Raw genomic sequence first — 2,493 nt, forward strand, 5'->3', positions numbered from 1 at the left:
CCGCCGGCCGGGGCCACCGCGCCGGGCCGAGCGACCGTTCCCACGTCAGCCACAACAGCAGCAGCACCGCGATGAGCCCGAGCAGCGGTGCCGCGGTCATCAGCCAGTCCGATCGCGACGAGGCCTCGACCGCGAGCACCGCCCAGCTGGACGGCAGCGCGCGCATCGCGGCGGCGAACCCGGCCGGGAATCCGGTGGCCGCCAAGGGGTGCAGGGCCGCGAGCACGAGCCAGCCGGAGGAACTGGCCACCAGCATCACGGCGGTGAGCAGGGCGCTGACCACGGCGCCAGCGCGGGAGCGGGACAGCGCACCGAACAACGACCCGGTCACCCGGGACAGCAGCACGACCAGAATCAGCTGCAGCACGACCGCGGGCACGGCGATGAGGGCCGGGACCATGCCGAGCCGGATCCCGAAAACGACCAGGGCGGTGAACGCGATGAAGGTGACCGGAGCGGTCACCCCGGCGAATGCCGCGCCGAGCAGGCCGAGCGCCAGCCTGCGCCGCGGGACCGGCAGGAGGCGGAACTGCTCGGCGCGCAGCACCGGCTGGCCGGTGTAGGCCGGCCCCAGCATCCAGCCAAGGGTCCACACCGCGAACACGACGCCGAGCAGGTCCGCGACCGTGCCTTGCGACCTGGCCCTGAGGGTCGCCGCGCCGATCGTGGCAGCCGCCAGTGCCAGCCCGGCTACCGCGCCGCCGAGGACCCAGCCGGACCGGGGCCCACTGGCCTCACGCCGCAGCATGGTGAGCTTCATCAAGATCAGCGGGCCAGCCACGACAGTACTTCCCCCGCTCTGGCGTCGGCGCCGGCCAGCTCGATGAATGCCTGCTCCAGCGGCCTGCCGCGCCGCACCTTCTCCAGTGGTCCCTGGGCGATGACTCTGCCCCCGGCCATCACGGCCACGGTGTCGCACAGCTGTTCAACCAGCGCCATCGCATGACTGGACAGCAGCACGCCACCGCCCGAAGCGGCAAAGCGCCGCAGGACCCGCGTCAGCATCGCGGCGGCCACCGGGTCGACCCCCTCGAATGGCTCGTCCAGCACCAGCAGCTTCGGCCGGTGCAGCAGCGCGGTGGCCAAGCCGATCTTCTTCCGCATCCCGGCCGAGTAGTCGATGATGAGCGTCCGCTCGACATCCCCGGTCAGCCCGAGCACGCTCAGCAGCTCGCCGGCCCGCCCGGCGGCCGTGGCCTTGCCCAGCCCACGCAGCTGACCCACGTAGCTGAGCAACTCCCGGCCGGTGAGCTGCTCGGGCATCGCCAGGCCGTCAGGCAAGACACCCATCAGCTCCCGGGCCCGCTCCGGCTCTGCCCACACGTCGATCCCGAACACCCGCGACGTCCCCCGGTCAGGGCGCAGCAGCCCGACCGCCATAGACAGCAAAGTGGACTTTCCCGCCCCGTTAGACCCGACAAGCCCGCACAGCGAGCCACGCGCCACGGTCAGGTCAACATGATCGACCACCGCGTACCCGCCGAACATCTTGTGCAGGCCAGCGAGTTCGAAGGTGGTTTTTCCGTCACCGGCTGCGGGCATCGTGGCGCCGGTAGTAGTTGCGGTGGGCTGCGGGCTGGACGGCGTGATGGGCCGCGAGCCAGGAGACGGTCGGGGCGGGTGTGCCGCAGTGCGCGGTGCTCGCGGGGTCGGGCAGCAGGATCTTGCCGAGCAGCCATGCCGCGGCTGCCATGAGCAGGCCCATGTCGAGGTAGTGGCAGGCCATGGCACCGAAGTACGATGGGCCGCCCCATGCGTTGACCGTCCAGTTCGGGTCCAGGCCCGCGGTGATCTGCTCGCCGATGCGCCACGCGCAGTAGATCAGCAGCCCGGTGAACGGTAGCGTCGCGACCGCGCGGGCGAACCCGGATGGGCTGCGGACCGCCTGGCGCATGGTGCGGGCGAATCGCCGGGCGGCCGGCTTGCCGAGCGGCGCGAGCAGCAGCAAGCGGCCCGGCTGGTGGCCGGGGCGCCGCTGGTACCGCCACCAGGAGTAGCCGTACAGGAGCAGGGCCACACCGGCGATGGCTGCTTGCTGCCAGTAGGCCGAGGAGCCGGGGAGGTACTTGTGCCGGATCGGCGACTGGTCCAGGTAGATGAACAGGCCGGTGACCGTTCCGGCTGCCGCGCAAGTGGTGGCTAGCAGGGTCGTGGGCACGGATAGTTGCCGGGTGATGCGGCGGATCATCGTTGTCATCTGACCTCCATGGTTCTCTTGCGGGGCTGGAACTTTGCCGGGCGGGCGCGGTGCCATGCCGCTCGCGCGCGTGATGCCGTCGGCGGCCAGGTCATCGGTGCCGGCATGCCGGTCGTACAGGTGTTCGGGCCTGACTGCTGTCATTGGTGCCGTCCTTGCGTTGAGGATGATTGAAATGCGTCAACTACCGATGGGAGGTTGGCATGGGGATCATCGTTTCCGGGGGGGCGTCGCGGCGCGGCTTGCCGGCCGAAGTGCCGAGCGCGATGCCGGTGCCGGTGATGAAGACCAGCAGC

The 2,493-nt window shown here is 70.8% G+C and carries 2 protein-coding genes and 1 pseudogene; all 3 read right to left on the reverse strand.

What is annotated here, in order from left to right; all coding sequences use genetic code 11:
• Window positions 1-781, reverse strand: a pseudogene (locus WA805_RS15250) (hypothetical protein); the annotation flags it as partial.
• The gene (locus WA805_RS15255) at window positions 766-1,542 is read right to left on the reverse strand and encodes an ABC transporter ATP-binding protein (RefSeq protein WP_425242646.1); all 777 of its coding nucleotides are present in this window, start codon (window positions 1,540-1,542) and stop codon (window positions 766-768) included. The gene WA805_RS15255 and the pseudogene WA805_RS15250, both read right to left, overlap by 16 nt.
• Entirely contained in the window at window positions 1,526-2,341 is an 816-nt protein-coding gene (locus WA805_RS15260; RefSeq protein WP_425241221.1) for a hypothetical protein, read from the reverse strand. Before WA805_RS15260 ends, WA805_RS15255 begins: the two co-directional genes overlap by 17 nt.
• Window positions 2,342-2,493 lie beyond the last annotated feature (152 nt).

The sequence above is a fragment of the Trebonia sp. genome (assembly GCF_049794275.1).
Lineage (GTDB): Bacteria > Actinomycetota > Actinomycetes > Streptosporangiales > Streptosporangiaceae > Trebonia.